Here is a 24,250-nt window from a genome sequence, read left to right as displayed (position 1 = left end):
CACCGAAACCTTCGATCCCCCCGTCGAGTTCGGCGGGGGGATCGAAGCGTGTCAGACCGTGCCGGACAGCAGCGTCTCGCCCGTCGACGCCTTCCGGATCTGCACCGCCTGGATCTGATCCGGCGTCTTGTCGACGGTCCGGTCGATCGTCAGCTCGGTGCCGGGTCCGGCGGGCCACCGGTCGAGTTTGGCCTGGCTGCCGTCGGTGCCGATGACGTACAGGTCGAGATCCCAGTTGTACTTCTGGTCGCTCGGCCCATAGCTGCAGGTCATCACGATCCGGGTCTTGCCATCGGCCTGCACGACCTTGAAGCTGGCCGTCACCGGATTCGGTGTGATCGCTTCCATACTGCGTTCGGCCACAACCTGTTCGGAGCTCGGCCTTTCCACTGCGGTGACCGAGGTGACCACCGGAACCGCGATGGCCACCGCCGCGGCAGCCGCAGCGACCGCAGCCCCGACGGCCGCCCACCGACTGCGCCGCCTACGCCGCTCGGCCGCATCGGCGAGCCGGGGCAGCAGCTGTGCAGGGGGATCCGCCTCGGCCGCAGTCTTTTCCGGCGGCTCGATCATGGCCAACGCGGTGTCGGGATCGACCATCGAGAGCAAACCCGGGAGTCCGGCGAGATCGGCAACCGCCGCCCGGCAGACCGGGCAGCCGTCCAGATGCTCCTCGTACTCCCGCCGTTCGGTGCGGGACAGGGAGCCGAGGATGTACGGTGCATCCCACGTCGAGTAGTCGTCGGCGATGTCCGTCATTGATTCGTCACCCCCATCTCCTGTAGTGCCAGCCGTAGCGCCCGCATGCCGTAGTGCATGCGAGATTTCACCGTGCCCGCCGGGATATCGAGTTCCTCGGCGATCTGGTGGGTGGAAAGTCCTCGATAGTAGGCCCGCACGATCACCTCGCGATGATCGCCGCTGAGTCTGCTCAATGCGTCCGCGACCAGCCAACCGTCCAAGGCCCGGTCGGCCTGATCCGGTGTGGCCTGCTCCGGCGGCTTGTCGGTGCGGAATTCGCGCCGATTACGGGCGCTGCGGTGCTCATCCACGGCGAGATTGCGCGCGACCGTGAACAACCACGCCCGCGCCGATGTCGTCGATTGATCGAGCACGTTGGGGCGCTGCCACGCCCGCAACAACGTCTCTTGCACGATGTCCTCGGCCCGACCTGGATCGCGAACCAAACCGAGCGTGTACCGCCATAGCGCCGAAGCGTGTTCCTGATACAGAACCCGCATCAGCTCGGCTTGTTCTTCGGGCATTCGTCACCTGCTCCCCCGCCTCTCCGCGTCTTTTGCCGGTCGTCGGGCGGTCCCTCGGATTCGTCGCGGGCCGGCGGTAGTCGGGGTGATCGGCTTCTGGGCGTACCCGGCGAGTTACCCATGTTCTCGCCAGATCACTTGTCTCGTTGCATGTAGGTACTTCCTCCTTCATGCAGACCACGTCCCTAGTTGCGTTCCAGTTCAATCGGATGCGTGGCGAGTAGGGATAGGGGCAGTGGCTGGCGGCGCAGCACGTGGGCCCACAGGTCGGGGCGGCCGGTGCTGATCGGATCCGACGGCAGCGCCGAAAGGACGATCCAGTCGTCGTTCTGCAGTTCGCCCTCGAGTTGGCCGAAGGTCCAGCCCGCATAGCCCGCGAAGATCCGCAGACCCTCGATCAGCGGCGTGATCTCCTCCGGGTCGGCGTCCAGATCGACGAGCACCACGCGGCCATCGATGCGACGCAGTCCACGGACGCCCGCGATCGATGCGCCGACCCGGATGGTGCCCAGACACAGTGCCGCGTCCCGCTTGACCGGGCCGCCGATGAAGAGCGTGCGCGGCGCGGCTGCCGCCTCGGACCAGCGTGGCAGCACGTCGTGCACCGCGGTATCGCTCGGACGGTTGAGTACGACGCCGAGGCTGCCCGCCTCGTTGTGTTCGATGATGTACACGACGGTGCGCCGGAAGGTCGGTTCGACCAGTTCGGTCGCCGACACCAGCAGGGTGCCTGCGCGAACCACCTGCTCGCCCTGCCGGAAATCGCGTCGCCTGCGGTCACCGTGTCCGCCGCGAGTTTTCCGATCGTCCGGGTCATCTCCGCGTGCCACTCCGACATCATCGCACTGGCGCGGGCGGTTCGTCGGTCAAGCGGCGCGGCGGATTCCCGGATCGGCGGCCAGCGGCACCTGGATCACGCCGAAAACAGACCGGTTAGGGTGTGGCCATGGAACGGCCCGAGGTCCTCCTCGACAACGCTGACACTGTGTACGACTTCTATCGCGAACACCGGCAGAACCGGCTGAAGGCATGGGGGGCCTACGCCATTCTCGGACGTCGATACCATCCGCGCGTCACCTATGCCGAAGGTGCGCAAAAGCTGCTGCACCAGGTGATTCGCCAGCGCAGGCCGTTGCTCGTCGCGCTCAACCACCTCTCCGAATCCGACCCGTACACCGTCGCCGCCGCGGCGTGGCGCAGCGAATTGCGTTCGGTGATCGGGCGGGTGCGTGTACTGGCCAAGGACGAGCTGTTCATCGATCCCGACCAGCGCCGCAAGATCGACATGATGGGCGGGATCCCGGTATTCCGCGGTAAAGACCACGGCCTGCGGGCGGTGAATGCGGCCGGTCAACGGATGATGGATATCTGCGCGGAGCGGATGGCGAACGGTGACGGCATAGCGGTCTTTCCGGAGGGCACCTGCAACGATGTCGACCACACCGAGGTGCAGCCGGTGGGCAGCGGGATCGGCCACATCGCATTCCGCGCGATGAAGTTGGGTGCGCAGCCGGTGCTGCTCAGCCTGGGTTTGAGCTATGGGCCCCGACCCGATCCGAGCGTGCCGGTCACCAAGGAGGAGGCCAAGTCGGCCAGCTTCCATTTCGGGGTGCCGATCACCGAACTGCCGACCAAACCCGCGGAAATCGCCCGGCTGGTGCGCACCGATTTGCAGCAGGCGCTCGACGGAGCCGTCGCCGCGTACTGATCTACAGGGGCAGGCCGAACTTCTGGCGTGCCCACTGCGGAACCGTCGCGATGTACTCCGGTTCCGTTTGGACGAATTGCCGCACCAGCGGACACATCGGCAGAATGCCGAAACCTTCCTGACGTGAGGCGTTCAATGCCGCCTGCACCAGCACCCGGCCGTATGCCCGGCCCGCGTGCCTGGGATCGAACTCGGTGTGGATAAAGGCCCGCTCGGCGCCGGTGTCCTGATATTCGGCGTAGCCGGCGATGGCACCGTCGACGTAGATCTCGAAACGTTCCAGCGCGAAGTTGTTGCGGACCTCAGTCGACATGGCTCGACGCTACTCCGGTGGGTGTGGATCGCTGTGCACCGCAATACCAATCGCATCCGATCGCCCGCTCGACTTGTCTACCGGTGCCAGGCTGACCAGAATGCTGTTGGTCGCGCCGAATCGGCGACGGGCCCGGCGGAGGTACGAAACATGATGAGGACGCCAGGTTTTCCACGAGCACTGGTCGCTGTCGCCGCCGCGAGCCTGATCAGCGGATCGATCGTGACGGGTTGGGCCGAGGCCGCACCCGCGGCGTCCTTCGGCGCCTGCCCGGACTCGTCGGTCACCGAGGGGCGCGGCGTGCAGTGCGCGGTGATCTCCGTCCCGATGAATTACGCCGACCCCGGCGGAGCGCGTATCGAACTCACCGTCAGCCGGATCGCCGCTACCGGCGAGCGTCGCGGCGTCATTGCCGCGAATCCGGGCGGACCGGGCGCGGATGGCCTCGACTACTGGGCGCGTCGGATCGATTCGATGCCTGCCGAACTCAACGAGCACTACGACCGGATCGCGGTGCAGCCGCGCGGGCTGCGCTGGGCCACCCCGCTGCGCTGCGATTCCCAGACCGTCAGTGCGGCATCGAAACCGGCTGAGGGCGAACAAGTTTCACTGGGCGGCGGTAACCGCGACGATATCAAGAAGGCCTGTGACGCGGCGCTGCCCGGGTACCTCGACACAATCACCACCGAGAGCACCGCCCGCGATCTGGACGAGGTGCGCGCCGCGCTCGGCGTGGATCGGATCAGTTACCTCGGTACGTCCTACGGCACCTATCTCGGCGCGGTGTACGCGTCGATGTTCCCGAGCCGGGTGGATCGAATGGTGTTGGACTCCAACGTCAATCCCGATTGGGTGTGGACCGAGGAATTCGCGCAACAGCAGGTCGCCGGTAAGCAGCGGCTCGACGATCTGTTCGCCTGGATCGCCGATCACAGCGGCGACTACGGGCTCGGTGATACCGCGCTGCAGGTCTACCAGAACTGGGTGCGGCTGGTCGCCGACCAGGGCGGCGGCTGGTACGCCAACCTGACCCCGCCACCCGCGAGCGTCGCCGACCTGCCCGGCGCGCTACCCGAACCGCTCGCCGAAATCGGCCGCGACGGTTTCAACGACAGTGTGGAACAAGCGGGCAAGGTGCAGAATCTGGTGCGCCTGCTGGTCACCGGCGGCGCGTCCGCGCAGGTGCCGCTGGTCGGTGCGACCGCGGTCGCCACCTACACCCGCACCTTCTGGCCGACCTTCGCCAGGGCGATGGCCGACGCCAATATCGATCCGAAGAACGTCCGCCAGCTACTCGCCATCGAGGGCGCGACCAGCACCGATCCCACCGGACGCTTCGTCTTCTCGGCCATCACCTGCAACGAGAACAATGTGCCCGGCCGCTCCGAGCTGATCGGTTCGGCCATCGCCACCATCGCCACCGGCGGCAATGCCATGGACGCCCGCGCCGACCTGGTCCGCTCCGGAACCGCCTGCGGCAGTTGGAAACCGGTGACCAAGCCGGTGCCGATCACTGGAAAGGATCTGCACACCCGACCGCTACTGCTACAGAGCCGCTGGGATGCACTGACCGCCTACGCGGGCGGCCCGGCCATGGCACAGGCGCTCGGCGGATCGCTGATCACGGTCGAGGGCGGCGACCACGGCGCATTCGGCCGCGGCAACAACGCCGTCGACGACGCCGTGATGACGTATCTGCGCACCGGTCAGGTCACCATCGACCACGCCGACCAGGCGCCGTTGCAGTAGGCAGTATCGGCGTGCGCGGACGGTCGCAGGGATGGGTCGTGAGCTCACACCGATATCGAAGTCGAGCAGTCCGCCGGCGACGTTATCGACGGTCGCGGCGATCTTGGCCAGCATCGTGGGCGGCCGGAAGCCGGGTCTGTGCGGCGAGGGCCGAGAGCAACGTCCAGCCTTCGTGTATGGGTCCGTTCGGGTCGCCGCCGATGGGCATGAGGTGGTCGAACAGCCACGCGTGTTCGATCTGCGGGATAGTGTCCGCCTCGCGCCAGACCCGCAGGATGTCTTGGTAGTCGACCTGCATCGGAGCGGTCATAATTCCGAAACTGGGCATGGCTACCGGCCACCTACCGGCGATGAGCGGCGTCGTAGTGCCGCGTGGAGCAGGGCGGGTGGGGTGTCGTGCTTCTCGTCCGGGGCGAGGTCGACGCCGGGCGCGACGATCGCGTCGATCGCATCGAGCACGTCGTCGGAGAGCACGGTGTCCGCGGCGGCGAGCTGCGAGTGCAGGTGGTCCATCGTGCGTGGCCCGATGATGGCGCTGGTCACGCCGGGGTGCGCGGTCACGAAACCGAGCGCGAGCTGGATCATCGTCAAACCGGCCTGATCGGCGACCTTGGCCAGCTGCTCGACAGCATCCATTTTGGCCCGGTTGGCTGGGATGGTGGTGTCGAAGCGTTGCGGCATGAGCGTCGAGCGGCTGGTGGTGATGTCTCGACCCGCGCGGATCGCACCCGACAGCCAGCCCGAGGCCAACGGACTCCAGACCAGCACGCCGAGTCCGTACTGTTCGGTCACGGGCAGCACGTGGGATTCGATGGCGCGCTGCAGGATCGAGTAGCCGGGCTGTTCGGTGACGTAAGGGCGCAGATGGTTTTCACGAGCGGCCCACTGGGCCTGCACGATCCGATACGCGGGGAAGGTCGACGAACCGAAGTAGCGAATCTTTCCGGCGCGCTGCAGGTCGGTCAGGGCCGACAGTGTTTCCTCGTCGCTGGTGCTCGGGTCCCACCGGTGAATCTGGTACAGATCGACGTGGTCGACGCCCAGCCGACGCAGACTGTTGTCCAACTCGGTGATCAACCAGCGGCGCGAGCTGCCCTGATGGTTGCGCTCCGTACCCATTGGCATGCTCACCTTCGTGGCCAGCACGATATCGTCGCGGCGGTCCGCGATTGCCTTGCCGACTATCTCCTCTGACTCGCCGTCGCCGTATCTGTCGGCCGTGTCGATGAGGTTGATCCCCGCCTCCAGGGCAGCGTCGACGATAGCCGCGGCCTCGTCCTGGGGTGTGCGTCCGATCCGGCCGAAGTTCATCGCGCCGAGCGCGAGGGTGCTGACCTGCACGCCGGTGCGGCCCAAAGTGCGGTACTGCATGAGGTGTTCCTCCATGAGAGGTGTGAATTGCTTTCGGCTCGGCTGTTCTGTCATCCTGAACAAACGGAACCCTGTTCCGAAACAAACATACGGAACGCTGTTCCGCTTGGCAAGCGCCGGAGGTGGTCGATATCGACAGCGAATCGGGGTCGTCGGCCCCGCGAAAACGGGCCGATGCCCTGCGTAACAAGAAGACGTTGCTGGAGGCGACCGCCACCGCTTTCGTCGAGTCCGGCGTCGACGTGCCCGTGCGCGATATAGCCGCAAGGGCCGGTGTCGGCATCGGCACGATCTACCGCCACTTCCCGACGCGGGCCGATCTGATCGTCGCCGTGTACCGACACCAGGCCGAGGCATGCGCCGAAGCGGGTCCGAAACTGCTGGCGGACAGCACCACACCGTATGCCGCACTGAGACAATGGATCAATCTCTTCGTCGACTTCGTTGCGACCAAGCACGGCCTCGCCGAGGCGCTACAGTCCGACGATCCCACCTTCGAGACACTGCACACCTACTTCCTGGACCGCCTCGTCCCGGCATGCGCCCAACTCCTCGACGCCGCCGCGGCAGCAGGCGAGATCCGCCCCGGCATGGACCCCTACGAGCTGCTACGCGGCGTCGGGAACCTGTGCGTCGGCGCAGGTAAAACCCCCCGCTACGACGCCCGCCGCATGGTCGACCTCCTCGTCGCAGGCCTGCGTAACCAGTAGGGAGTTCCCTCGAGTAGGCGCGACCCTCAGGCGACGATCCGGCTGGGCCCCGGCTGTAATCGAGCAGTTCAGCGATCTGATCCGGCTGGAACTACGCCACCGGCTCCGGCAGGGACTCGCCCGTCTCCAGCAGGGTCTTGAGGCTCGACAAGATGCTCGGCCAACCGCCGCTGATTCCGGCCAGGACCGCGCTGCCGGGCTCGAAACCGTCGTGGATGACAGTCAGTTTCACGGTTTCGCCCTGTGGTTCGATTTCGAACGTCACCTTCGAGCGGGGCTCGCGTGCCCAGGCCGCCACATCTTCCGGGTTCATTTCGAAGGTGGTGGCAAAGGCGGCGTCGAAGGTGTGCCAGGTGTAGGAGAGCCGGGTGTACGGATCCGACTCCAGGACAACCTGTTCTGCATCCTTGCTGGTCCAATCCCGTTGGTGCCACACCATTTCCGAGCCGGGTTGCCAATCGGTGTCGAAGCTCGCGCCCCAGTAGCGGTTGGTGAAGGCCGGGTCGGTAAGGGCGTGCCAGAGTCGCTCCGGCGTCGTCTTGATGTAGGTGGTGTAGACGAACGCGTTGTCACTCATGGGGTTTTCCTCCAATGCTTGTTTCAGGTCGGCCAGCGCGTGGACGCGGGCGCGGTGGTAGCGGGTGATCCAGCGGTCGGCGATGGCGTTGATGGGTTCGGCATTGAGGTAGTGCAGTTTTTCGCGGCCGCTGCGACGAGTGGTGATCAAGTTGGCGGACTCGAGGACCGCCAGGTGCTTGCTTACCGATTGGCGGGCCATATCCAGTTCGGCGCACAGTTCGCGCAGGGTTTGGCCATTGCGCGCGTTGAGGCTGTCGAGCAGCCTTCTGCGGCTCGGATCGGCGAGCGCTCGGAATACCTCGTCCATGTCACCTTCTTCGTGATGTGCAGCCATTCGGCTGCACATTCTCACGATAGGCAGCCATTTGGCTGCATGTCAACCACGAAGCAGGCAAGAAATAGCATTGTCGCGGTGTGATGTAGTAGATATGCTACGAACCATCCCGATCTCGCAACGGGAGGATGAGATGACCATGGGTGACGGCGTCGCGCTCGACGTCGAAAAATTGCGGATGCGGTATGGCACGACCGACGTCCTGCACGACGTGACATTCCAAGCCCGGCCGGGCGAAGTGCTGGTTCTCCTCGGCCCGAACGGCGCGGGCAAGACCACGACCATCGAAATTCTGGAGGGCTTCCGCATGCGCTCCGCGGGCCGCGTCGAGGTGCTCGGCATGGATCCGGCGCACGGGAACGAAGCCTGGCGGGCGCGACTGGGTGTCGTCCTGCAGTCGTGGCGCGACCACGCCAAATGGCGTGTGCACGAACTACTTTCGCATCTGGGCTCCTATTACTCGCCGTACGGCACGGATAGGATCCACAGGCCTTGGGACACAGACGAACTCATTGCCGCCGTCGGACTGACCGAGCAGGCCAACAGCAAGATCGGATCGCTGTCCGGCGGTCAGCGCCGTCGCATGGATGTCGCGATCGGCATTGTCGGCCGCCCCGAACTGCTGTTCCTCGACGAACCGACCGCGGGCTTCGACCCGCAGGCCCGCCGCGAATTCCATGATCTGGTCCATCAGCTCGCCGACGACCGGACCACCATCCTGCTCACCACCCACGATCTCGACGAGGCCGAGAAGCTCGCCGACCGCATCATGATCCTGGCCGGTGGCCGAATCATCGCCGACGGCTCGGCCGACGAACTATCGCGTCGTATCGCGGGGGAGGCCGAAATCCGTTGGACCCACGATGGACAACGGTTCGTGCACACCACCGCCGAGTCGACCGAATTCGTCTACGAACTGTTCAAGCAGCACGGCGACGAGATCGGCGAGCTCGAGGTGCGCCGCGCCTCGCTGGAGGACACGTATATGGCGCTGGTCCGGCAGTACGAATCCGGCCGGCTCGAAACCGAGGTCCATTCCCTGGAGGAGGTCGCGCGATGAATCCGATCGATGCCGCCGTGCGGGCCGGAACCCGGCGTGGACTGATCGAAATACGGCAATCGCTCACCAATGTGCAGGACCTGTGGGGCATGCTCTTCTGGCCGGTCGTCATGGTCATCGTGCTGTTCTTCATGCGCAACGCGACCTTCGAGGCGAGCGGCTTCGCACTCGGTTCACTGGCCCTGCCGAGCATCCTCGGCATGCTCGTCGCCTTCAACGGCATGTTCGGCATTGCCCAGATGCTGACCCTGGAACGCGAAGACGGAACGCTGTTGCGCGCCAAGGCAACTCCTAACGGCATGATCGGCTACCTGATCGGCAAGATCGTCACGACCTCGGGCTGGGTGGTCATTCCGTTCCTGATCGTGCTGATTCCTGGGCTGTTCCTGGTCGACGGCACGGCAATGGGCAGCATCGGTTCCTGGCTGGGCCTCATCGGCGTCGTCGCAATCGGCATGCTCGCGACCATGCCGATCGGCGCGGTGCTCGGATCGCTGTTCAGCAACCCGCGCAATATCGGCTTCGTCTCGCTGCCGATCATGGGCATCGTCGCGATCTCCGGCGTCTTCTACCCGATCACCTCGATGCCCGGCTGGCTGCAGGGCGTCGCGCAGGTGTTCCCCGTCTACTGGGTCGGGCTCGGCATGCGTTCGGCGATGTTGCCGGGCGATGCGGTCGCCATCGAACTCGGCCATTCCTGGCGGCATCTGGAAACCATTGCCGTGCTGAGTGTCTGGGCGGTCGCCGGGCTGCTGCTCGCGCCGATCGTGCTGCGTAGGATGGCACGTCGCGAGTCCGGGTCGAACGTGGCGGCGCGCCGCGAGAAGGCGATTCAGCGTGCCTACTGAGGTCATCTACAACCGCATCGCCATGTTGCGGGCCGAGCGCGGCATCTCCCGGCGGGAGCTTGCCGAAGCGCTCGGCGTGCACTATCAGACGATCGGTTACCTCGAACGCGGCGAATACAGTCCGAGCCTGCATCTGGCATTGCGGATCGCGGCCCATTTCGAGGTCGCGGTGGAGGTGATCTTCTCGACCACCCCGTTCCCGCGCCTCGGCTCCGTCGATTCGGCGCGTGCCGCCGGGGGCTGAGGCTTACCGCCGCCCGGCGAACAGTTGGTACACCGGAACCGGCTGCCCCGCCTCCGCACTGGCCGCGATCGCACGCCGCCACAGGCCCTGCGCCGCATGTGACAGCGTCGCGTCGACGCCGACCTCCTCGCTGGCATCGATGATGTGCTGCGCTCCGGCGTCCATCATCTTCAGACTCGCCAAGGTGCCCCAGCCACCCGCCTTCGCGGCGGCCGCGAAATCCTCGATGAAATACGGGTACGCGCCGGTCGCACGCAGCGCGAAGGGCAGGAACTGGTCGATGCTGTGACCGGACTTCTCGATCACCGCGAGCGCCTGATCGAAGGCGAGCATCCACGGATGGAAAATGATCAGACCGGCCTGGTAGAAGACCTGCGCGAGACCGTCGTCCGCACCGAGGTATTCCTGCGGGCTCAGCGGACGCAGCAGTTCGGCGTGTGCGTCGAAGACCTCTTTCGGGCCGCTGTAGAAGATGAACGATGACGGATGAGTGATGTTGTCGCCCGCCGACATGACGCCGCCGGAAATGAATTCCGCCCCATGCGAACGCACCCACTCGGCACCCTTGCGCGCCTTCTCCGGTGAATCCGAGGAGAGATTGGCGATCACCTTGCCCGGCAAATGGTCGATGGCCTGGCCCAGTACGTCGTACATGGCGGCGTAGTGGGTGAGGCTGAGCACGGTCACCGCATTGGCGTTCAACGCTTCGGCGACCGTGGCGGCCCGCTTCGCACCGAGTTCGACCATGGCGTCGACCTTTTCGGTGCTGCGATTCCAGACCGTCACCTCGATACCCGCGTCCAGGAAGGCCCGGACCATGGCCTGGCCCATTGGACCGAGGCCGACTACGGAGACAGAGCCAGCGGTGGTCTGCTCGGACATATTGTGTCCCTTCAGTTCTCGTGTCGATTGATGGTCGGCTGACCTTTCGAGCGACCTGCAAGCAGTCGCTACGGCCGACATCCATGGTCGTAGTCGCAGGTAGCGTCGGGAAGACCGAACGTTCGGGTGTGGTTGCTTACCTCGAGGTTCGAATCCAGTTCAGAAGGAGTGCGGTGGGCATGAGCAGTGACGCGGATCACGATGTGTGCGGCATGTCGGTGGCGATCGATGTCGTCGGCGGCAAATGGAAGCTGCACCTGATGTGGGTGCTCGCCGCGGGTCCGCAGCGCTTCGGTCGGATACGCAAGCTGCTCACCGGCGTCAGCGAGAAGGTGCTCGCGGAAAATCTGCGTCACCTGGAGGCCAGCGGTGTGGTGCATCGTGAGGTCTTCCCCGAAGTCCCGCCGCGCGTCGAATACTCACTCACGCCGCTGGGCGAAGAACTCGAAGTCGCCCTGCGCCCGCTCGAAGCCTGGGGTGATAAGCACCGCGACGAACTGCTCGGCAATCTGCTCGCCACGGCGGGCTAGGCACTCACAGGTTGTCGACGCCTATTTGTTCGCCGACGCGAGCGAGGAGCCGTGCCGCATCGGCGATCGAGCGGGCCGGGTCCGGTTCCAGATCGGCCAAGGCGTAGCACGCGGTGAAGCCCGCCGCTCGGATCTCATTGCGCGTCAATTGCGTTCGGCCGACCGCGGCAACTACCTGGAGGTCCATCTTGCGCGCCGCGTGGCAGACGCCGATCGGGGCCTTGCCGTGCAGGCTCTGGGTATCGAGGGCGCCCTCGCCGGTGACAACCAGGGTGGCTCCGTCGAGAAGTGTTGGGAAATCGAGGAGTTCGAGCACGACCTCGATGCCGCTGCGCACCTGTGCGCCGAGCACCGCGAGCGCGCCGAATCCGGTGCCGCCGGCCGCACCCGCACCTGGAACCTCCGCGAATTCCGGTGCGACGACGGTGGCCCAATTCGTCAGTGCCGCTTCGAGAATCGACAGATCCGACGGTGTCGCACCCTTTTGTGGCGCATATACCGCGACCGCCCCGGCCGGGCCGAGTAGTGGGTTGTCCACATCACAGGCCAGGGTGAAGGTCGCCGTCGCGATCCCTGGATGCAATCCGGTGCGGTCCAGTCGCGCGGCACGCACCAGAGCCGCTCCGCCTGTGGATAATTCAGCGCCCTCGGCATCCAGGATTCGGGCACCGAGGGCCCGCAGCATGCCCGCTCCGCCATCGGTGGAGGCGCTGCCGCCCAAGCCGAGGACGATATCGGTTGCCCCTCGATTCAGCGCATGCGCGATGACGACACCGAGTCCGTAGGTGTCGGCTCCGAGCGGATCTGGTTGTCCCCCTGGTAGTTTCGTCAGTCCGACGGCTGCGGCCAATTCGATCACGGCCGTGGTTCCGTGTACCGCATAGGCGGCGGTGTCGGGTGCGCCGGTTGGTCCGGGCGCATCGACCTCGATCCGTTCCCAGCCCGCTGCCACGAATGCGTCGACGGTTCCGTCACCGCCGTCCGCGACCGGCACCTGCCGGATCTCGGCATCCGGACGGGCGCGTGTGATGCCCGCGGCCAGGGCGGCCGCGACCGCGGGGGCGGTCAGCGAGCCCTTGAATTTGTCCGGGGCGAGCACTACCCGGGGAGCGGATGTCATCTCCACATTCTCGGCGGTGGTGCCGAAGGGCGCACGTGGTGCGCTTCGGGGCGGCTCCATTCGCGCACCACTCGCCGATCAACCTTGATCACGACATCTGCGACAGTTATCGTAATTTTGTCGCACCAAAGTCGAGGAGGGGTCGCCGATGACCGCACACCTGAATGCCGCTACCAACCTGTCCGCGCCGCAGGACGCCCCGATCGGGCCGGACACGCTGCTGTGGCGTTATGCCGGTGACCTGCGGTTATTCCTGGTGGCAGCGCCGTATGGCCTTTTGGAATTGATGCATCCCGGCCTCGGCGCGGGGGTGACCGATCATTCGGATTTCTTCGGCGATCCGTGGGATCGTGTGCTGCGTTCGATTCCGGAAATCCTTGGTACCGTCTACGACCCAGTCGGGCAGGGCACCGGCGCGCGGGTGCGCGACTACCACCGCGATATCGGCGGCGCCGACGAGCACGGCCACCGCTACCACGCCCTCAACCCCGACATCTACTACTGGGCCCACGCCACCATGGTCCGAGCCGTCATCGACGTGGCCGACGTCTTCGGCGAGGGCCTGACCGACACCGAACGCGAACTGCTCTACCAGCAGACCAAGACGTGGTACCGCCGCTACGGGGTCAGCGACCGCCCGATGCCCGACGACTACGCCGCCTTCCAGCGGTATTTCCACACCACCTGCCGCGAAGTACTGGAAAACACTCCCGCCGCCGCCTGGCTCACCCGGCAACTCAGCCTCACCAGCGGCATGCGGCTGCCGTACCTACCGCAACCGGTCGAACGGCTGCTGCGGCCGCTGATCATGTCCGAATATCGGGTCATCACAACCGCATTGCTGCCCGAACCGGCCCGTGCGACCCTAGGCCTGCGCTACACCAAGGCTGACCAGGCTCGGTTCCGTGCGACTGCCGCCCTGGTGCGCAACACCTGGTCGTTGATTCCCGAGCCCCTGCGCTATCACCCACGCGCCCGCGCGGGTATGCGCCATGCGCGCGCTCTCGGGCAGGATTGACCCCATGCGCAGTGCTCGGCAGACCGCCGCCTTCGGTATCGACGCACTCGCTGTCGATACCGAAGGCGACCCGCAGGCCACCCGGATCATCGACGCGGCCCTGGCCGAGTTCCGCGACCACGGCATCGACCGGGTGCGCATGGAACACATCGCCCGCCGCGCCGGCCTGCACCGCGCCACCGTCTACCGAGCATTCCCCAGCAAGGACGCCCTGCTCACCACCGCATTGACCACTTGGCTACAGCGCGTGCTCTCGGATATCACCACCGCGGTCGCCGACCACACCGATATCCGCGACCGCGCCACCGAAGGCTTCGCCATCGCCTTGCGCACCCTGCGCGACGACCCGCTCACCAACCGCATCCTGCTCGCCGACGAAGGCGGCAAACCCTTCGTAATCACCTACGGCGCAACACTTCTGGAAACCGCGCGCACCTTTTTCGCTCAACAACTCCGCGCCGCCGACGACACCGGCGACATCGACCCCGACGCCGCCGCCGAAATCGCCGCCCGCCTCTCCCTGACCCTGCTCCTCATCCCCGACAGCATCTTCCCCCTCGAAACCGACGACGACGCCCGCACCTTCGCCCGCAACCACCTCATCCCCACCGCCACCGGGTAACGAGAACCGGCGGCGTAGTTGTATGTGCCTATGACCGGGCGGGGATGCCGAGTTCGTCGAGTAGACCGCGGACGCGGTTTTCGATGGCGTCGCGGATGGGGCGAACAGCGTCGATGCCTCGGCCTGCGGGGTCGTCGAGTTTCCAGTCCAGGTACTGCTTGCCGGGGAAGTAGGGGCAGGCGTCGCCGCAGCCCATGGTGATGACGACGTCGGATCCCTGCACGGCGTCGACGGTGAGGGCTTTGGGGATCTCGGTGGAGATATCGATCCCGATCTCGCGCATGGCCGCAATGGCGGCAGGGTTGACCTGGTCGGCGGGCGCGGATCCGGCAGAGCGGACTTCGACCAGGTCACCGGCGAGGTGGGTGAGGAATGCTGCGGCCATCTGAGAGCGTCCGGCGTTGTGGACGCAGACGAACAGCACACTGGGTTTGGATGTCATCGTAGGAGTGCGTCTTTCAAGCGGGACCGGTCACGGGGCGCGGTGCGACGATGTTTTCGGCTGGTGCCGGGTCGGGGTAGAGCAGTCCGATGAGGGCGAATCCGATACCGGCGCCGACGATTTGGGCGGCGATGAACGCGGGTACCGAGGTAGGGGCGATACCGGCGAAGGTGTCGGAGAAGATCCGGCCGACCGTGACAGCTGGGTTGGCGAAGGAAGTGGAACTGGTGAACCAATAGGCCGCACCGATGTAGGCGGCCACCGCGGCAGCCGACATCGCGGCGCGGCCGGTGCGGGAGAGGGCGAAGATGACCGCGATCAGCCCGGCCGTGGCCACCACCTCTGCGACCAAGTGCCCGGTGGTGACTCGGTGGTGGGTGGCGATCTGGACGGCACGCTGGTCGAACATGATGTTGGCCAGTACCGCTCCGACCATCCCGCCGAGGACCTGCGCGCCGATGTAAGCGGAGAGGTCGGTAGCGGTGAGTCCGGTACCGCGGCGGCGTCCGGCCAACCAATCCGCGACCGAGACAACGGGATTGAAGTGCGCGCCGGATACCGGGCCGAGCATCAGGATCAAAACACCGAGCGCGAAAACGGTCGCGGTCGAGTTCTCCAGCAACTGCACGCCGCTGTCTCGCGGTGAGAGCTGTTGGGCGGCGATGCCGGAACCGACGACCGCGCAGACCAGCAGCGCGGTCCCGACGAACTCGGCGAGCAGCCGCCGCGACAGCGCACTCATCGCGCGATCGCCTCGGGCAGCGCGATGTCCAGAAACTGCGAAAGCTGGTGCAGAGCGGCGGGTTCGACGCGGTAGTACACCCACGACCCGCGCCGTTCGCTCGACAACAGCCCCGCCGCTCGCAGCACCTTCAGGTGGTGGGAGATGGTGGGCTGGGAGACGTCGAATCCCGCGGAGATATCGCATACGCAGGCTTCCTGGCCGGTGTGGCCGGCCACCACCGATAGCAGGCGCAGCCGGACCGGGTCCGACAACGCCTTGAACACCGCCGCCAGATCAGCGGCGGCCTGCGCGGTCAACGGTTGCCGAGCCAGGGGCGTGACCTCACACGCGGGTGAGGTCACGTCGGTCAGCGAAAGCTCTCGATTCGACACGCATCGATATTGATGGTTATCGAATCCAAGAGCAAACGAACAGCGGATTAACGAACCAACGAAGGGGTCAGCGGCAGCAGGATGCGCCGGAGGCGACGGCATCCTTCTTGGCATCACTGGCGCAGCACGCCCCCTCGGCGGCGGCATCCGCGGCGGTGCCGCAGCACACCGCCACCGCATGCTCGTCATCGACCGTCTCGCCGGTGGCGAGTTGCGGTGCGGTGCCGAAGGTTTCGCTGTCGGCGAGCACGGTGTAGACCTCCCAGTGTTCAGTATCCGGGCCGGTGACCCACACCTTGTCCTGGGTGGCGAAGCAACACGTGGTCGCGATCTGCTCCTCGGTGAACAGCCCGGCCGTCGACAGGCGCGCAAGCTCGGCGTGTACCTGATCGCTGGATTCCACCTCGACACCGAGGTGATTGAGGCTGCCGCCCTGGCCGGGGTTCTCGATCAACACGAGCTTGACCGGCGGCTCGGCGATGGCGAAGTTCGCGTAACCCGGCTTGCGCTTGGCGGGTTCGGCATTGAACAGGGTCGAGTAGAACTGCACCGCCTGATCGAGATCGTCGACATTGAGGGCGAGTTGGATGCGGGACATGAGAACCTCCAGTTGTGAGACATATGTCGAAATACTGGCATGGTCGAGTCTGCCCCACCTTTTCGACATATGTCAACAAGGTGGCTAGAGTTGATTGCATGCCCAAGGCACTGCCTGTGATCGACATGTCCGCCCCTGTCTGCTGCGCCCCCGTCGCGGCCGCACCGATCGACGACACCGCCGCGTTGGAAATAGCGCTGCGGCTGAAAGCAATCGCCGAACCCGTCCGCGTAAAACTGCTGTCCCTGCTGCTCACCAGCCCCGCCGGTGCGGAGAACACCGGCGATCTCGCCCAGGCGATCGGACTGGCCGAATCCACCACCAGCCACCACCTGGGCCAGCTACGAAAAGCGGGCCTGGTCGAGACGGAACGCCGGGGCATGAACACCTACCACCGCGCACTGCGCGACGCCCTCGCAGCGCTGTGCCTGGTCCTGGACCCCAACTGCTGCCGCTGAACCGGCATTCCTGGGAGGTCACCGGCGATGCTATGGCCAGGCCGGATCGCCGTGACTTCGTCATGCGCCTTGTTCTTCACAGCAGCCCGTCGCAACGGTGCGACGAGGACGAACCCGCGCGGCGCCCATCAGGCCATTACGACGAGATCGGCTCGCGCGGCGGTCACGTCGTCGATCGCGAAGTCATGGCCGGTGTGCAGGTGCTGAGTGGACGACAAGGAAAAGAGAGCAGTGCTCTTGACTTGATGCGAAGGGCTGTGGAACACTGATCTCAACAGAGAGCAGTGCTCACAAAGGAGTAGGAAATGAACGCCAGCACCCGCTACCTCGCCCCGACCGGCATGGACCCGATCATGAACAAGATTGCCAACTGGCTGCCTCGCCTCGGCATCAGCGTTATGGGGTCGCGGCTGTTGGCTGTGCGCGGACGTAAGAGTGGCGAATGGCGCACCACCATGGTCAATCTGATGACCGATACCGATGGCACGCGCTACCTGGTCGCGCCGCGCGGTCACACCCAGTGGGTGCGGAACCTGCGCGCCGCGGGCGATGGTGAACTGCGGCTGGGTCGCAAGGTCGAGGTGTTCACCGCGACCGAAGTGGCCGACGAGGACAAAGTGCCGCTGCTGCGCCTCTACCTGCAGAAGTGGGGCTGGGAGGTCGGCAAATTCTTCGAGGGTGTCACCAAGGACGCCACCGACGCGGAGCTGGCCGAGATCGCCCCGGGCTTCCCGGTCTTCCGACTCGCCTAGTGCGACAAGCCGATCCGGTCAGCTGACCCTTTCGAGCGACCTGCAAGCAGTCGCTAGCTGACCCTTTCGAGCGACCTGCAAGCAGTCGCTAGCGGTGGACCAGGAATTCGATGGCCGCGGCATAACCCTGAATCCCCATCCCGGCCACCACCGCGGTGGCGATGGGGGAGATGTAGGAATGATGCCGGAACTCCTCGCGCGCATGCACATTGCTGATGTGCACCTCGACGATCGGGAGCTCCGGAATCACCAGCGCATCACGCAGTGCGACCGAAGTATGCGTGAGCCCACCGGGATTTATGACAATCCCGGACTCGACGCCGCGCGCCCGGTGGATCCGATCGATCAGCGCTCCTTCGGAATTCGACTGGAACGCATCGATCTCGCGGCCGTACCGGGTGGCGGTCTGTCGGCACAAAAGGACGACATCATCGAGCGTGGCCGACCCGTAGACCTCCGGCTGGCGGGTGCCGAGCATATTGAGGTTCGGGCCGTTGAGAACCAGGATCGGGCCAGGTGTCGACATGGCTTAGACACTAGCCCGCCCTGTTCAGAGTCCCTGCGGACCTTCCGACCGCAGGTCGTCCACTTTCCGCATGGCGGTGCGCAACTCCTCGAGCCAGGCCTCGGCATGCTTGCCCGCCAATTTCACCGTCCACGCCAGCGCGTCCGCGCGCGAGCGTGCCACACCGGAATCGACGAGCGTGTCGAGCACCTTGCGCTCCGGCTGCCGCAGTCGCGTCATCACCGGAACCGCCAAGTGCGTGAACATGATTCGTTCGCCGTCCACGGAGACGCCCCACGCGACGCTGCGTCCGTAGCGGCGCTGGGCCTCGTTCGCGATCCGCATGCGGGCCGGGCGGGTGGTCTCGCGGAAGCGGGCGACGGCGCCCTCCTTCGTCGCGGCCGGAACCTCCTCGGCGGGAGTGTCTTCCTTTTCCGATACCGGGGCCGGGAGCTCACCGATAACCACGATCTCGTCCCGGTCGATTTCGATGACGGGCGGACCGGCGAACCAGTCGCTCGGCAACCTTCCGGCGAACCAGTCCGGGGCGTCCGCGGGATCCGGTAGATCGGCCTGCTGCCAGCCGCCCGGTCGTCCGAAGCCCCGTCCCCGATGCTCATGCCTCATTGGGATTCACCTACTTACTGTGGTGCCTGTATTTCATTGATTACAAGATTACGTCGCAATGCGCGCGCGTGGTTCCGCTCTGTGCGAACGTTTCGCCCACCGGCCGTGCGGGTACGCCGGATAAAGGTGTGTGCTGGTCAACGAGGCCCTGCGCGATCGAAACGGCAACGCGGGCGGCCGAAACGCCGACGTGGGCCGTTTTCTGACAAGTTCGTGTTCCGGCCGGTACGGTTGCGGCGCCGGGTGTCGCAACGGGACCGGGGAACGTCCATGATCGACCAGCCGAAGCACGGGCTTCGGGAACAATCGGAGATACTGAGCATGGGTAACGTCCGGTTGCCGCGGCACGGCGGGCAGCTAATTTCAGGTACGGTGGTCTTGTTACTGAAGTGACAAGAGTAAAGAGTGGGCGACATGGATGTGTGGGGATCCCGCCGCTATCGCGTCCGGGGCGCAATCGCACTCTCGGGGGTGGTGGCGCTGGCTATCGCGATCGGGGCATGTGGTTCCGAGGCGAAGCGCAATGAAGCCGAGTACGTCGTCGATCGCTTCACCGCACTGCTCGACGAGCAGAACTATGCAAAGGCCGCAGAGCTCACCTCTTATCCCACGGCCGCATCCGCAACACTGAAGCAGATGTTCGCCGGATTGCAGCCGGGCAAGGTCGACTACCAGAAAACCCAATTCATCGACCTGGACCGCGAGGCGGGCCTGTTCAGCATGGACGTCGCCTGGAACTTCGGCGAGAACAAAACCTGGCGATACAGCCTGCAGGGCAACGTGCGGAAGTTGGCGATCGGCTGGCGCATCTCCTGGGATCCCGCCGTCGTCATGCCGCAGCTGGACCACAACCGCACGGTCCGGCTCGTGCGCACCATGCCCACTCCGCCGCCGCGGGTCAAGGACATCGTCGGCGACGCGCTGATGACCGAGCAGGTCATCAATGTGGTCAAACTCGATCCCGCCAAGACGACCGACCCGGTGGCCTCGACCGACGCGCTGGCCAAGGCCATCGCACCGGTCGCGCCGCTGATCACCGGAGCGTCGCTGATGCAGCAGCTGTCGACCTCACAGGGCAAGCCGATCATCGCGGTGAATCTGCGCGAACCCGATTTCGCGATCCTGGAATCCGCGCTGGCCCGGGTGCCCGGCGTGGTCATGGAGAAGCAGCCGCGGCTGATCTCCGCCGACCGCCGGACCTGGTCGCCGATGCTGGACGCGCTGCGCAAGGTGTGGCAGGACAGCCAGGATCTGCACTCCGGTTGGGGTGTGCAGATTTTCGAACAGGACGGACGTTACGTCGGCCAGATCGCCGGTTACCAGGGCCCGCCCGGTCCGGATATCGCGGCCACCATGGATCAGCGCCTGCAGCGTGCCGCCGAGGATGCGGTGGTGAGCGTTGGGACGCCCGCCTCGATCGTGGCGATCCAGCCGTCCAGCGGCGCGGTCGTGGCGGTGGCGCAGAATACGCAGGCCAGTGAGCACGGTTCGGTCGCGTTCACCGGGCTCTATCCGGTCGGCACCAATATCGATCTGTTCCGCAATGTCGCCGCGGTGCTGAAGAACAAGGCGCCGCAGGATGTCTCGGTGCAGGATGCGGCCGAATCCGCGCCGAATCTCGGCGTCGGTGTCGATTACAAGGTGCCGGGACTGGACGAGGTGACCGGCCGGGTCGCGATCGCGGGTCGCAGTGCCGAGCAGGTGCGCCAGGGCGGTGGTACGGATGCGGTGCTGGCCAGCCCATTCGGTATGGCGATCGCCGCGGCCGCCATCGCACGCGGGCAGGTGCCGCCACCGATGATCGAGGCCGGACACCCGAGCGCCACGGATGCACAGGTACCCGAGATGTCACCGGAGCTCACCGATCGGCTGCGCGCGATGTTGCGCGACGGCGCGGGCCGACCGGAGTTCGCGCCGCTGCGGCCCTACCGCGATGTCATCGGATTCATGGCCACCGCGGGCAATGACGCATGGCTCATCGCGAACGCGGGGGATCTGGCGCTGGCGATCCACATCAACGACGCCGACAGCGGCGATGCGACCGCGCGGATGGCGGCCAGGCTGTTCCAATCGCTGGCCCACCCGGAACCGTGATCAGTTGATGGCCCGGAAGGCCGCGCGCCAGCCGAGCAGGAACAGCGCGAGCACACACGCCGCGACGATGATGAAACTGAATGCCGTGCCCTGACCGCTGATCACGCGCAGCAGCATGCCGCCGCACAGTGTGCCGAGCCAGACCAGAACCCCGGTGGGCCACAAGGCGGTTCCGTCGACGTCCCCCTTTACCCGGCCGGCTACGGCGACCGCGACCACCCAGCCGATCGCGAGTCCGATGGCGAACGGCCACACCGTCTTCAGCAGTCCGGTGAGTACCGCCTCTTCATGGCTGCGCCGCCCGATCGCGCAGAACAAGATCACCAGCAGTGCGTCCACCACCAACGGCACCAGTTTTCTCACGCTGGCCAGCGTAGTAGTGCCCGCATCCGTCGTTGCGACGCGACCACTGCGGCACTTCTAGCTAACCGACCAATCTTGTCCGGCGTACGTCGGTTTCTGAACCATGCGCACATTGCCGACCACGACGGAGCGAGTCTTACGAGCGACGTTCGCGGCCCGTCTCGCGTCCGAGTCGTCGAAGCGCATGCGACGTAGTCGCGAGTCTCGACGGCGCCGCTAGCGACTGCTTGCAGGTCGCTCGCAAGGGGTCGGACGCGAGACACCAGGGGGCCGCGAACACGCAGCGCCGCAGGCGCTGCCAAATGTCACAGGCGGCGCTGTTCGAACTCCTTCTCGAATTCGGCATCATCTGCCTGCGGAGTGCGGAACAGGAAGGCGAAGACGATCCAGCCGATGATCGCGACCAGGACGAAGCTCACCAGGCGGTAGACGAAGGCGGCGGCGACGGCCTGGGAGGCGGGCAGGGTCGCGCCCGCGGTCAGGCCGTAGATGAGGGTCGCGTCGACGTAGACGATGCCGCCGGGTGCGAACGGGATCGAGCCGACGGCCTTGCCCACGGTGAATGCGATCAGCAGTCCGGCCAGCTTCGGATCGGCACCGATCGCGTAGCAGGCGGCGCCGAGACAGGCCACATCGGCGAAGCGGTGCACCAGTGCCCAACCCGCGACCATTGCCCCGTCGCGCTTGCCGAGATCCACCGATTCCAGCTGCGAGAGCACATCGGCGATCTTGTTCATGCCCTGCTTGGCGGGGCGTTTGCGGATCCGGTTGAGCAGCGCTAGCCCGCGGCGTAGCACGGCTTCCAGCGCGCCCGGATTCTTCGACAGGTGGTTGCCCGCCCACACCAGCGCGATCACACCGGCCAGCGACAATATGAGCTTGAAAGGCCCGACCCGGTCGCCCACCAGCAGCGCACCACCGACGCCGAGCAGTGCCAGTCCGGCGGTCGCGATCACACCGGACATCACCAGCTGCCAGGAGGCGACGATCGGATTCGCACCCCACCGGCGGGTCTGGCGATAAGTGAAGGTGGTGGAGAACACCTGTCCGGCAGGCAGCGTCACCGACATGGCGGTTGCGCCGTAGACGACGGCGACGGATTTGTGCTGACGGACCTCGACGCCGCCCGCATGCAGCAGTTGCTTCTGCACCCGGCTGAATCCGCTCATCGACAGTGCCTGCAACCAGATACAGGCGGCGACCCAGCCCCAATGAATTTCGGTGAGGTTATTCCAGGAATCGTGTAAGCGTGGCCAGAGGTAGTAGCCCTCGCCGATCAGCAACGCCAGTAGGGCGATGCCTGCGACCCATTTGACCCACCAGAATTTGCTCCGGCGACCACGTTTCGCCGGTCTATCGGGGTCGTCGGACGGCTGCGGCGCAGGCTCGCCGGCTAGTTCCCCATTGGCCGTCACGCGGTCAGCCTAACGAACCGACTGTTTCGCTGTCTGCATCGACGTGCGGATCCGTCCCATCCTTCGGCCAGGCCAACCTGGTCTTTCGTCGCCGCCCGCGCAGCTGGACTTCCTCGCCCGTCAGCCAAGAGTCCTGCTCACTTTCATCGGCGAAATACAGCGCGCTGCCCGAGGCGAGTACGCGGCCGGGTTGATCCTTGGCCAGTTCGGTCAGGCGTGATGCCTCGTTCACCGGATCGCCGATCACGGTGTATTCGAAACGGTTTGCGGCGCCGATATTCCCGGCGACGGCCAAGCCCGCCGAAACTCCGATACCGATATCGAGTCCGGGCACCTCGCGCAGGACTTCGCGCAGTTCACGGGCGGCGGCCAGGGCGGCGGTCGGCGCGTCCGGGCGGTCCAGCGGGGCGCCGAAGATCGCCAGTGCGGCGTCGCCGACGAATTTGTTGACGAAGCCGTGGTGCCGGTCGATCACGTCGACCACGATGCGGAAGAACTCGTTGAGCAGGCTGACCACTTCGGTCGGCGGTCGCTCCGCGGCGGTCGCGGTGGACCCGACCATATCGACGAACAGCACGGCGACGAATCGGGTCTCGCCGCCGAGTTCGGTGCCGTAGTCGAGTGCGCGCTGCGCCACTTCCTCGCCGACATGCTGGCCGAAGAGTTCCTGCAGCTGGCGGCGTTTGGCGGCCTCTTCCATCATGCGGTTGAAGCCGACCTGCAGCAGTCCGATCTCGCTGCCGTCGAACACCTCGACCTGTACGTCGCGAGCGCCCTCCTGCACCCGGTCGATGGCCTGGCTGAGCTGGCGCACCGGGTCGGAGATGCTGGATCCGGTCAGCATCGACAGCGCCAGCGCCTGCATGATCACCACGCCGCACAGCAGCAGAATGGAGATGGCCAGCGACTGCGCGGAGAATTTCACGTCCGAGGAGATCTGGGTGACGCACAGCAGCACGATGGCGATGGTGGGCGCGAAGGTGCCCATACCCCAGGTCATCCCCATCCTGGTGCCGACGCCCGGGGTCAGCGTGTGGTCGAACGAGCCCTCGGTGAGGGCCTGCGCGGCGACTGGGCGCAGAATCCGTTCGCCGAGCATGTAGGTGAAACCGAAGACGATTGTCGCGGCCATACACTCGGTGACGATGACGGCACCCGCCAGCTCCGGCGCGTCCACGATGATGGTGGCCGCCAGGATGGCGCCGCCGATCAACCACAGCACCAGATGCAGGATCGCCTGGCGCAGCGGCGCGTGCAGTGCGGCCATCTGCTCTTGGTGGCTGGGCGGCCCACCGCGCATCTGCCAGCGCATGACCGGACGCAGCATCAGCGCCGAAGCGGCCAGGCTCAGCAAACCACCGGTGGTGAAAACCAGGCCGGGAATCACCAGGCCGGTGCGTCGCGCACTGGCCGCCTCACCTTCGGGAACCGGGAGTCCATATTGGATGAACGCCCACACCAGGACCGCGCCGAAGGCATTGGCCAACAGCATCGATGTCAGGTACAGCGGCCAGCGCGTTCGCATGG

General features: G+C 65.8%; 30 protein-coding genes. 12 read left to right on the top strand and 18 right to left on the bottom strand.

The genetic code is table 11. From position 1 onward, the window contains the following. Positions 1-51: 51 nt before the first annotated feature. The 3 genes from ACFYOW_RS11180 to ACFYOW_RS11170 all read right to left on the bottom strand — a co-directional run bounded on the left by ACFYOW_RS11180 (position 52) and on the right by ACFYOW_RS11170 (position 2,095). Entirely contained in the window at positions 52-759 is a 708-nt protein-coding gene (locus tag ACFYOW_RS11180; RefSeq protein WP_387286767.1) for an anti-sigma factor family protein, read from the bottom strand. Further along, complete coding sequence (locus ACFYOW_RS11175) at positions 756-1,265, bottom strand: sigma-70 family RNA polymerase sigma factor (RefSeq protein WP_387286765.1); 510 nt, start codon at positions 1,263-1,265, stop codon at positions 756-758. The genes ACFYOW_RS11180 and ACFYOW_RS11175 overlap by 4 nt, the downstream gene beginning before the upstream one ends. Positions 1,266-1,450: 185 nt before the next feature. Beyond that, complete coding sequence (locus tag ACFYOW_RS11170; protein ID WP_387286764.1) at positions 1,451-2,095, bottom strand: YqgE/AlgH family protein; 645 nt, start codon at positions 2,093-2,095, stop codon at positions 1,451-1,453. Between the two features lie 116 nt (positions 2,096-2,211). On the opposite strand from ACFYOW_RS11170, the gene ACFYOW_RS11165 reads away from it, so the two are divergent. Next, positions 2,212-2,973: a lysophospholipid acyltransferase family protein gene (locus ACFYOW_RS11165; RefSeq protein WP_387286762.1), complete on the top strand. Its 762-nt coding sequence runs from the start codon at positions 2,212-2,214 to the stop codon at positions 2,971-2,973. A gap of 1 nt (position 2,974) precedes the next feature. Here the strand turns inward: ACFYOW_RS11165 and ACFYOW_RS11160 are convergent, their stop codons facing one another. After that, positions 2,975-3,286: a GNAT family N-acetyltransferase gene (locus tag ACFYOW_RS11160; protein ID WP_387286760.1), complete on the bottom strand. Its 312-nt coding sequence runs from the start codon at positions 3,284-3,286 to the stop codon at positions 2,975-2,977. A gap of 150 nt (positions 3,287-3,436) precedes the next feature. On the opposite strand from ACFYOW_RS11160, the gene ACFYOW_RS11155 reads away from it, so the two are divergent. Continuing rightward, entirely contained in the window at positions 3,437-5,035 is a 1,599-nt protein-coding gene (locus ACFYOW_RS11155) for an alpha/beta hydrolase (RefSeq protein ID WP_387286758.1), read from the top strand. Between the two features lie 82 nt (positions 5,036-5,117). On the opposite strand, the gene ACFYOW_RS11150 is transcribed toward ACFYOW_RS11155, so the two are convergent. Then, positions 5,118-5,345: a hypothetical protein gene (locus ACFYOW_RS11150; protein WP_387286756.1), complete on the bottom strand. Its 228-nt coding sequence runs from the start codon at positions 5,343-5,345 to the stop codon at positions 5,118-5,120. Between the two features lie 20 nt (positions 5,346-5,365). After that, positions 5,366-6,406 (bottom strand): aldo/keto reductase, encoded by a 1,041-nt coding sequence (locus ACFYOW_RS11145; protein ID WP_387286754.1) that lies wholly within the window; start codon positions 6,404-6,406, stop codon positions 5,366-5,368. Positions 6,407-6,528: 122 nt separating this feature from the next. On the opposite strand from ACFYOW_RS11145, the gene ACFYOW_RS11140 reads away from it, so the two are divergent. After that, the gene (locus tag ACFYOW_RS11140; protein WP_387286752.1) at positions 6,529-7,116 is read left to right on the top strand and encodes a TetR/AcrR family transcriptional regulator; all 588 of its coding nucleotides are present in this window, start codon (positions 6,529-6,531) and stop codon (positions 7,114-7,116) included. A 91-nt stretch (positions 7,117-7,207) separates the two neighbouring features. Here the strand turns inward: ACFYOW_RS11140 and ACFYOW_RS11135 are convergent, their stop codons facing one another. After that, on the bottom strand, positions 7,208-8,002 hold the full coding sequence (locus tag ACFYOW_RS11135; protein ID WP_387287481.1) for an ArsR/SmtB family transcription factor: 795 nt from the start codon (positions 8,000-8,002) through the stop codon (positions 7,208-7,210). Positions 8,003-8,162: 160 nt separating this feature from the next. Here ACFYOW_RS11135 and ACFYOW_RS11130 point away from each other — a divergent pair, with 160 nt between their 5' ends. The 3 genes from ACFYOW_RS11130 to ACFYOW_RS11120 are packed head-to-tail and all read left to right on the top strand — an operon-like array spanning position 8,163 to position 10,181. After that, on the top strand, positions 8,163-9,089 hold the full coding sequence (locus ACFYOW_RS11130; protein ID WP_387286750.1) for an ABC transporter ATP-binding protein: 927 nt from the start codon (positions 8,163-8,165) through the stop codon (positions 9,087-9,089). After that, positions 9,086-9,937, top strand: coding sequence for an ABC transporter permease (locus ACFYOW_RS11125; RefSeq protein WP_387286748.1), 852 nt, complete (start codon positions 9,086-9,088; stop codon positions 9,935-9,937). Before ACFYOW_RS11130 ends, ACFYOW_RS11125 begins: the two co-directional genes overlap by 4 nt. Further along, entirely contained in the window at positions 9,927-10,181 is a 255-nt protein-coding gene (locus ACFYOW_RS11120) for a helix-turn-helix transcriptional regulator (protein ID WP_387286747.1), read from the top strand. Before ACFYOW_RS11125 ends, ACFYOW_RS11120 begins: the two co-directional genes overlap by 11 nt. Positions 10,182-10,184: 3 nt before the next feature. On the opposite strand, the gene ACFYOW_RS11115 is transcribed toward ACFYOW_RS11120, so the two are convergent. Beyond that, positions 10,185-11,144: an NAD(P)-dependent oxidoreductase gene (locus ACFYOW_RS11115; RefSeq protein ID WP_387286745.1), complete on the bottom strand. Its 960-nt coding sequence runs from the start codon at positions 11,142-11,144 to the stop codon at positions 10,185-10,187. A 98-nt stretch (positions 11,145-11,242) separates the two neighbouring features. On the opposite strand from ACFYOW_RS11115, the gene ACFYOW_RS11110 reads away from it, so the two are divergent. Beyond that, the gene (locus tag ACFYOW_RS11110) at positions 11,243-11,593 is read left to right on the top strand and encodes a winged helix-turn-helix transcriptional regulator (RefSeq protein WP_387286743.1); all 351 of its coding nucleotides are present in this window, start codon (positions 11,243-11,245) and stop codon (positions 11,591-11,593) included. A 4-nt stretch (positions 11,594-11,597) separates the two neighbouring features. Here the strand turns inward: ACFYOW_RS11110 and ACFYOW_RS11105 are convergent, their stop codons facing one another. Further along, positions 11,598-12,713: a glycerate kinase gene (locus ACFYOW_RS11105; protein ID WP_387286741.1), complete on the bottom strand. Its 1,116-nt coding sequence runs from the start codon at positions 12,711-12,713 to the stop codon at positions 11,598-11,600. A 148-nt stretch (positions 12,714-12,861) separates the two neighbouring features. Between ACFYOW_RS11105 and ACFYOW_RS11100 the strand changes: the two genes are divergently transcribed. Beyond that, complete coding sequence (locus ACFYOW_RS11100; RefSeq protein WP_387286739.1) at positions 12,862-13,731, top strand: oxygenase MpaB family protein; 870 nt, start codon at positions 12,862-12,864, stop codon at positions 13,729-13,731. A gap of 4 nt (positions 13,732-13,735) precedes the next feature. After that, positions 13,736-14,353, top strand: a complete 618-nt coding sequence (locus tag ACFYOW_RS11095) for a TetR/AcrR family transcriptional regulator (RefSeq protein WP_387286737.1) — start codon at positions 13,736-13,738, stop codon at positions 14,351-14,353. 28 nt (positions 14,354-14,381) lie between these two features. Here ACFYOW_RS11095 and ACFYOW_RS11090 read toward each other — a convergent pair whose 3' ends face one another. From ACFYOW_RS11090 to ACFYOW_RS11075, 4 genes are all read right to left on the bottom strand, one after another. Then, a complete protein-coding gene (locus tag ACFYOW_RS11090) occupies positions 14,382-14,795 on the bottom strand; it encodes an arsenate reductase ArsC (protein WP_387286735.1) in 414 nt (137 codons plus the stop codon). A 16-nt stretch (positions 14,796-14,811) separates the two neighbouring features. After that, positions 14,812-15,537: an aquaporin gene (locus tag ACFYOW_RS11085; protein ID WP_387286733.1), complete on the bottom strand. Its 726-nt coding sequence runs from the start codon at positions 15,535-15,537 to the stop codon at positions 14,812-14,814. After that, positions 15,534-15,911 (bottom strand): ArsR/SmtB family transcription factor, encoded by a 378-nt coding sequence (locus ACFYOW_RS11080; RefSeq protein ID WP_387286731.1) that lies wholly within the window; start codon positions 15,909-15,911, stop codon positions 15,534-15,536. The genes ACFYOW_RS11085 and ACFYOW_RS11080 overlap by 4 nt, the downstream gene beginning before the upstream one ends. A 67-nt stretch (positions 15,912-15,978) precedes the next feature. Beyond that, complete coding sequence (locus tag ACFYOW_RS11075) at positions 15,979-16,509, bottom strand: ArsI/CadI family heavy metal resistance metalloenzyme (RefSeq protein WP_387286730.1); 531 nt, start codon at positions 16,507-16,509, stop codon at positions 15,979-15,981. A 98-nt stretch (positions 16,510-16,607) separates the two neighbouring features. On the opposite strand from ACFYOW_RS11075, the gene ACFYOW_RS11070 reads away from it, so the two are divergent. After that, positions 16,608-16,967: an Rv2640c family ArsR-like transcriptional regulator gene (locus ACFYOW_RS11070; protein WP_387286728.1), complete on the top strand. Its 360-nt coding sequence runs from the start codon at positions 16,608-16,610 to the stop codon at positions 16,965-16,967. 305 nt (positions 16,968-17,272) lie between these two features. Next, on the top strand, positions 17,273-17,719 hold the full coding sequence (locus ACFYOW_RS11065) for a nitroreductase family deazaflavin-dependent oxidoreductase (protein WP_387286726.1): 447 nt from the start codon (positions 17,273-17,275) through the stop codon (positions 17,717-17,719). 88 nt (positions 17,720-17,807) lie between these two features. Here ACFYOW_RS11065 and aroQ read toward each other — a convergent pair whose 3' ends face one another. Both aroQ and ACFYOW_RS11055 read right to left on the bottom strand, forming a co-directional pair. Next, positions 17,808-18,245 (bottom strand): type II 3-dehydroquinate dehydratase, encoded by a 438-nt coding sequence (gene aroQ, locus ACFYOW_RS11060; RefSeq protein ID WP_387286724.1) that lies wholly within the window; start codon positions 18,243-18,245, stop codon positions 17,808-17,810. Positions 18,246-18,269: 24 nt separating this feature from the next. Next, on the bottom strand, positions 18,270-18,851 hold the full coding sequence (locus tag ACFYOW_RS11055; RefSeq protein ID WP_387286722.1) for a hypothetical protein: 582 nt from the start codon (positions 18,849-18,851) through the stop codon (positions 18,270-18,272). A gap of 414 nt (positions 18,852-19,265) precedes the next feature. Between ACFYOW_RS11055 and ACFYOW_RS11050 the strand changes: the two genes are divergently transcribed. Then, positions 19,266-20,945, top strand: a complete 1,680-nt coding sequence (locus tag ACFYOW_RS11050; RefSeq protein ID WP_387286720.1) for an NTF2-like N-terminal transpeptidase domain-containing protein — start codon at positions 19,266-19,268, stop codon at positions 20,943-20,945. Here the strand turns inward: ACFYOW_RS11050 and ACFYOW_RS11045 are convergent, their stop codons facing one another. From ACFYOW_RS11045 to ACFYOW_RS11035, 3 genes are all read right to left on the bottom strand, one after another. Continuing rightward, on the bottom strand, positions 20,946-21,308 hold the full coding sequence (locus ACFYOW_RS11045) for a DUF3054 domain-containing protein (protein ID WP_387286718.1): 363 nt from the start codon (positions 21,306-21,308) through the stop codon (positions 20,946-20,948). 305 nt (positions 21,309-21,613) lie between these two features. Beyond that, complete coding sequence (locus ACFYOW_RS11040; RefSeq protein ID WP_387286716.1) at positions 21,614-22,723, bottom strand: YbhN family protein; 1,110 nt, start codon at positions 22,721-22,723, stop codon at positions 21,614-21,616. A 4-nt stretch (positions 22,724-22,727) separates the two neighbouring features. Continuing rightward, entirely contained in the window at positions 22,728-24,248 is a 1,521-nt protein-coding gene (locus tag ACFYOW_RS11035) for an adenylate/guanylate cyclase domain-containing protein (RefSeq protein ID WP_387287479.1), read from the bottom strand. Positions 24,249-24,250 lie beyond the last annotated feature (2 nt).

Origin of the sequence: Nocardia sp. NPDC006982 (genome assembly GCF_042869435.1) — a bacterium.
Taxonomy (GTDB): Bacteria; Actinomycetota; Actinomycetes; order Mycobacteriales; family Mycobacteriaceae; genus Nocardia.
The sequence above is the reverse complement of the archived record's forward strand: the minus strand, read 5'-3'. Positions and strand labels throughout refer to the sequence as shown.

Coding starts and splice junctions, on each gene's coding strand:
- ACFYOW_RS11180 (WP_387286767.1), bottom strand. CDS start 759: ATGACGGACATCGCCGACGACTACTCGACGTGGGATGCACCGTACATC.
- ACFYOW_RS11175 (WP_387286765.1), bottom strand. CDS start 1,265: ATGCCCGAAGAACAAGCCGAGCTGATGCGGGTTCTGTATCAGGAACAC.
- ACFYOW_RS11165 (WP_387286762.1), top strand. CDS start 2,212: ATGGAACGGCCCGAGGTCCTCCTCGACAACGCTGACACTGTGTACGAC.
- ACFYOW_RS11160 (WP_387286760.1), bottom strand. CDS start 3,286: ATGTCGACTGAGGTCCGCAACAACTTCGCGCTGGAACGTTTCGAGATC.
- ACFYOW_RS11155 (WP_387286758.1), top strand. CDS start 3,437: ATGATGAGGACGCCAGGTTTTCCACGAGCACTGGTCGCTGTCGCCGCC.
- ACFYOW_RS11150 (WP_387286756.1), bottom strand. CDS start 5,345: ATGACCGCTCCGATGCAGGTCGACTACCAAGACATCCTGCGGGTCTGG.
- ACFYOW_RS11145 (WP_387286754.1), bottom strand. CDS start 6,406: ATGCAGTACCGCACTTTGGGCCGCACCGGCGTGCAGGTCAGCACCCTC.
- ACFYOW_RS11135 (WP_387287481.1), bottom strand. CDS start 8,002: ATGGACGAGGTATTCCGAGCGCTCGCCGATCCGAGCCGCAGAAGGCTG.
- ACFYOW_RS11130 (WP_387286750.1), top strand. CDS start 8,163: ATGACCATGGGTGACGGCGTCGCGCTCGACGTCGAAAAATTGCGGATG.
- ACFYOW_RS11125 (WP_387286748.1), top strand. CDS start 9,086: ATGAATCCGATCGATGCCGCCGTGCGGGCCGGAACCCGGCGTGGACTG.
- ACFYOW_RS11115 (WP_387286745.1), bottom strand. CDS start 11,144: ATGTCGGCCGTAGCGACTGCTTGCAGGTCGCTCGAAAGGTCAGCCGAC.
- ACFYOW_RS11110 (WP_387286743.1), top strand. CDS start 11,243: ATGAGCAGTGACGCGGATCACGATGTGTGCGGCATGTCGGTGGCGATC.
- ACFYOW_RS11105 (WP_387286741.1), bottom strand. CDS start 12,713: ATGACATCCGCTCCCCGGGTAGTGCTCGCCCCGGACAAATTCAAGGGC.
- ACFYOW_RS11100 (WP_387286739.1), top strand. CDS start 12,862: ATGACCGCACACCTGAATGCCGCTACCAACCTGTCCGCGCCGCAGGAC.
- ACFYOW_RS11095 (WP_387286737.1), top strand. CDS start 13,736: ATGCGCAGTGCTCGGCAGACCGCCGCCTTCGGTATCGACGCACTCGCT.
- ACFYOW_RS11090 (WP_387286735.1), bottom strand. CDS start 14,795: ATGACATCCAAACCCAGTGTGCTGTTCGTCTGCGTCCACAACGCCGGA.
- ACFYOW_RS11085 (WP_387286733.1), bottom strand. CDS start 15,537: ATGAGTGCGCTGTCGCGGCGGCTGCTCGCCGAGTTCGTCGGGACCGCG.
- ACFYOW_RS11075 (WP_387286730.1), bottom strand. CDS start 16,509: ATGTCCCGCATCCAACTCGCCCTCAATGTCGACGATCTCGATCAGGCG.
- ACFYOW_RS11070 (WP_387286728.1), top strand. CDS start 16,608: ATGCCCAAGGCACTGCCTGTGATCGACATGTCCGCCCCTGTCTGCTGC.
- ACFYOW_RS11065 (WP_387286726.1), top strand. CDS start 17,273: ATGAACGCCAGCACCCGCTACCTCGCCCCGACCGGCATGGACCCGATC.
- aroQ (WP_387286724.1), bottom strand. CDS start 18,245: ATGTCGACACCTGGCCCGATCCTGGTTCTCAACGGCCCGAACCTCAAT.
- ACFYOW_RS11055 (WP_387286722.1), bottom strand. CDS start 18,851: ATGAGGCATGAGCATCGGGGACGGGGCTTCGGACGACCGGGCGGCTGG.
- ACFYOW_RS11050 (WP_387286720.1), top strand. CDS start 19,266: ATGGATGTGTGGGGATCCCGCCGCTATCGCGTCCGGGGCGCAATCGCA.
- ACFYOW_RS11035 (WP_387287479.1), bottom strand. CDS start 24,248: ATGCGAACGCGCTGGCCGCTGTACCTGACATCGATGCTGTTGGCCAAT.